Origin of the sequence: Streptomyces sp. NRRL WC-3549 (genome assembly GCF_000721935.1) — a bacterium.
Lineage (GTDB): Bacteria > Actinomycetota > Actinomycetes > Streptomycetales > Streptomycetaceae > Streptomyces.
In genome coordinates this window covers 45,780-49,115 of the sequence record NZ_KL585424.1, presented here as the reverse complement: position 1 = coordinate 49,115, position 3,336 = coordinate 45,780, and the positions used below count along the sequence as shown (strand labels likewise).

The 3,336-nt window shown below is 65.9% G+C and carries 3 protein-coding genes and 1 pseudogene; 3 read left to right on the top strand and 1 reads right to left on the bottom strand.

Features of this window, described 5'->3' with window-relative positions; genetic code table 11:
• Positions 1-253: 253 nt before the first annotated feature.
• The gene (locus IH13_RS0127660; RefSeq protein WP_158791340.1) at positions 254-829 is read left to right on the top strand and encodes a hypothetical protein; all 576 of its coding nucleotides are present in this window, start codon (positions 254-256) and stop codon (positions 827-829) included.
• A gap of 32 nt (positions 830-861) precedes the next feature.
• Here the strand turns inward: IH13_RS0127660 and IH13_RS42860 are convergent.
• Positions 862-2,025, bottom strand: a pseudogene (locus tag IH13_RS42860) (IS3 family transposase).
• Positions 2,026-2,262: 237 nt separating this feature from the next.
• On the opposite strand from IH13_RS42860, the gene IH13_RS0127645 reads away from it, so the two are divergent.
• Positions 2,263-2,487: a hypothetical protein gene (locus IH13_RS0127645; protein WP_031088696.1), complete on the top strand. Its 225-nt coding sequence runs from the start codon at positions 2,263-2,265 to the stop codon at positions 2,485-2,487.
• A 4-nt stretch (positions 2,488-2,491) separates the two neighbouring features.
• Positions 2,492-2,815: a helix-turn-helix transcriptional regulator gene (locus tag IH13_RS0127640; RefSeq protein ID WP_031088695.1), complete on the top strand. Its 324-nt coding sequence runs from the start codon at positions 2,492-2,494 to the stop codon at positions 2,813-2,815.
• The last annotated feature ends 521 nt before the right edge of the window (positions 2,816-3,336 follow it).

Sequence of the window (3,336 nt, the reverse complement as noted above, 5' to 3'; positions counted from 1 at the left end):
TAAGAGACAGCCCCGGCACCGCGGCTGCGCCGGCCCTCTCCTACTGGTGCTCTCCCGTGAACTCGGGGGCCGGCTGTGGAGGCTCACGGACGCCTGCACCGCTTGCGCAGGGGCCATGCCCGATGCCTCCGTCGTGCCGGAGACAACCCTCATCGCCCCACACCGCGCCACCACCGCCTCCACCGCTCCCGCCCGGTCACTAAGCAGCAGACGCACCCTCACCGACCGGACAGACAGGGCTCTGGTGCGGGACATGCTCAGCTTCCTGGCCTCCTCGCTTGCGCCATGCAGTCCCCAGGCCCGGCTCCTGGCCCTGCAATGCGCCTTGCGTTCGGCTCCGCCCGGCCGAGTCCGGCTCCCGGCCGGACTGATCCGCGCCATGGCCCTACCGCAGCCCGCCGCCGCATGGCAGGAGCTGGAGGAGATGCGCTGGATCCGTCAGAGCGTCCAAGGCAGTCTCGTCAGCAGTGCGCAGCTCACAGACCCTCTCATCGGAGCACCCGGCCGCAAGGTACGAGGCCGTGCTGCGGACTGGGCCCTGCGCACCCATCAATCCCGCTCGATCCGCGCGGGCACACCTGCGGTGCGACTGGCGGCCCTCGCCCTGTCCGCCCACAATGCACCGCATCGCGATGACGGGACTGCGGAGATCGATCAACTGGCCCGCGCCAGTGGCCTGTCAGTGTCCGAACTGCTCAACGTCATGCGGCTGCTGTCTGCAGCCGGGGGCATCAGCCACTGGAGTCTCGATTCCACGACCGACGACCTGACCTGGTCCACGAGCTCGCATCGGACCGCAGCACCCAGCAACGAGGACCCAGGATCCTGAGGGTCTGATGCAGCGTTGGGTGACAGGTTCAGTCACGCGGCCTGGAGGGCTGGTGTGGTCATGACGGTCTCGTATTCGACGGGGGTCAGCCGGCCGAGGGCAGCTTGTCGGCGGCGTCGGTGGTAGGTCCGCTCGATCCAGGTCACGATCGCGATGCGCAGTTCCTCGCGGGTGGCCCAGGTGCGACGGTCGAGGACGTTCTTCTGCAGCAGGCTGAAGAAGGACTCCATGGCCGCGTTGTCCCCGGCCGCCCCGACTCTTCCTATCGAGCCGGCCATCCCGTGGCGGCCGAGGGCCCGGACAAATTTCCGGGAGCGAAATTGCGATCTGCGGTCGCTGTGCAGAATGCAACCGGCAACGTCCTGGCGCCGGGCGAACGGCATTGTCCAGAGCAGTCACGGCCAGCCGGGACTTCATCCGCGCGTCGATGGAGTAGCCCACGATCCGGTTGCTGAGGACGTCCTTGACCGCGCAGAGATACAGCTTGCCCTCGCCGGTGGCGTGTTCGGTGATGTCGGTGAGCCACAGCCGGTTCGGGCCGGTCGCGGTGAAGGCTCGGTTCACCAGGTCATCGTGGACCGGAGGGCCCGCCTTCTTGGCCCGGCCGCGTTTCTTGCCGAACACGCTCCACCACTGGTTGTCCCGGCAGATCCGCCACGCGGTCCGGTCGGCCATGCCGGCACCGGCGTCGCGGGCCTCGTCGGCCAGGAAACGGTAGCCGAACTCCGGGTCGTCGCGGTGTGCGGCGAACAGCGCGTGCGCACGATGCGCCTCCTCGAACTCGGCTGCGGTCACCGGGTCGTCGAGCCAACGGTAGTAAGGCTGTCTGGCGAGCTTCAGCACCCGGCACGCGACCGCGACGGGCACCCCGTCGCCGGCCAGCTCCTTCACGAGCGGGTAGATCCTTTTCCCGGCAGGTTCGCCTGCGACAGATAGGCCGCCGCCCGCCGCAGGACCTCGTTCTCCTGCTCCAGCAGCTTGATCCTCCGGCGCGCTTCCCGTAGTTCCACACTCTCCTGGCTGGTCGTCCCGGGCTTCGTGCCGTCCTCGATGTCCGCGCGGCGCATCCACTTCCACAGCGTCATCGCGTGGACGCCGAAGTCGGCGGCCACCTGCTCGACGCTGATGCCTGGGCCGCGGTTCCTCGCAACCCGCACGACGTCCTCGCGGAACTCTTGGGGATAGGGCTTGGGCACAGCGACATCCTTCCCACCTGCCATACAAGGCAAGCCAGTTCAGATGTCACCCGTTCGTGCGGCAGACCCGACTGATGTCGACCAGTCAGGGGATCTCAGCAAGATTGCTTCACAAGCTCAGACTTCACACGGCGTCCACCTGCGTTGCAGCTACTGGCATCAGCAGAGGGTTCCATCGCCGGGCTGGAGCATTCCACACTGCTCAACAAGAGCAACACCCTAGCTTCGGAGGTAACGATGTCCAACCGCTTTTCACTGCCCTTGAGCGAGACGACCCCCTACGTGGGGGCTCTGGTGCTCGGGGTCATTCTGATCGCCATCGGTATGGACGCAGCCGATGTCGGTGTGATCCTCGCCGCCCTGACCCCTGTTTACGCTGCCCAGTGGGTTCGCGCCGATCGGCACGGAGATACTGACGATAGCGGCGCCCTGCCGAACGGCCGCGCCAGTGGGAGTCGATGACCGCATGACCACTCAGCCCTTGTCTGCAGATCTGTCCTCCTGGCGGCTCGAGTTATGGCTGGAGCTACGAGCTCTCTTCGATCATCTCGGCGTGACGATGCGCCAGTACGCCAAGCACTGCCACATGGACTGCTCCGTGATCTCCCGATATCTGGCAGGCACACGGGCACCGCACCCCAGCTTTGTCCTGACGCTCCTGCAGGATGCGACAAAGGCAGGCGCTGCTCTCGGTATTGGCGAACTGACATACCTGACCCGGACCGTAGTCCAGGCCCATCTGGCGCCACTAGAAGAAGCTGAGAAGCTCACGTGGGAGCTGGGACTCTGACACTCGCCGCCTATAAGCGGCTGGAGGTTCCTGGAAAAGCTGCCACCAATCTGGCGGCGGAAATCGAGCTGCGGAGAACCGGAATCGTACCTGGAGAAAGTTTCGGTTCACTGGGTGGCATGAAAGTCCGGTACGTGTGGTACGACTCTCTGGCCTGGCGTGCCGACATCAGGAGCAGAGAAGACCGCGATGACACAACCGTGGTGGTCGGCTTCCCCGGTATATGCGGAATCTGATCCTTTCTGCCGTACCAGTGGGCTTGCCAACAGTTGGCAGCGATCACGGCGGGCTCCCCGCAGGTGCCGTCCGGAACTCCTCAACCCGTAAGTGCTGGTCCTCGGAGCGCTGCCCGCGGTGCTGCCGCAAAGGCCAGAGCACCATGCGGTGCATACGCCCACGCCCGGCTCCTGACCGGTCTCCGCCCGGATTGGGTGGTGCAGCGTGCCTTGCTACGGCTACCCGGCGCGACCTCCTCGTCCCGCCGCCGGCCTCTGCTGCTGGTCTGTCTCTTATACACATCT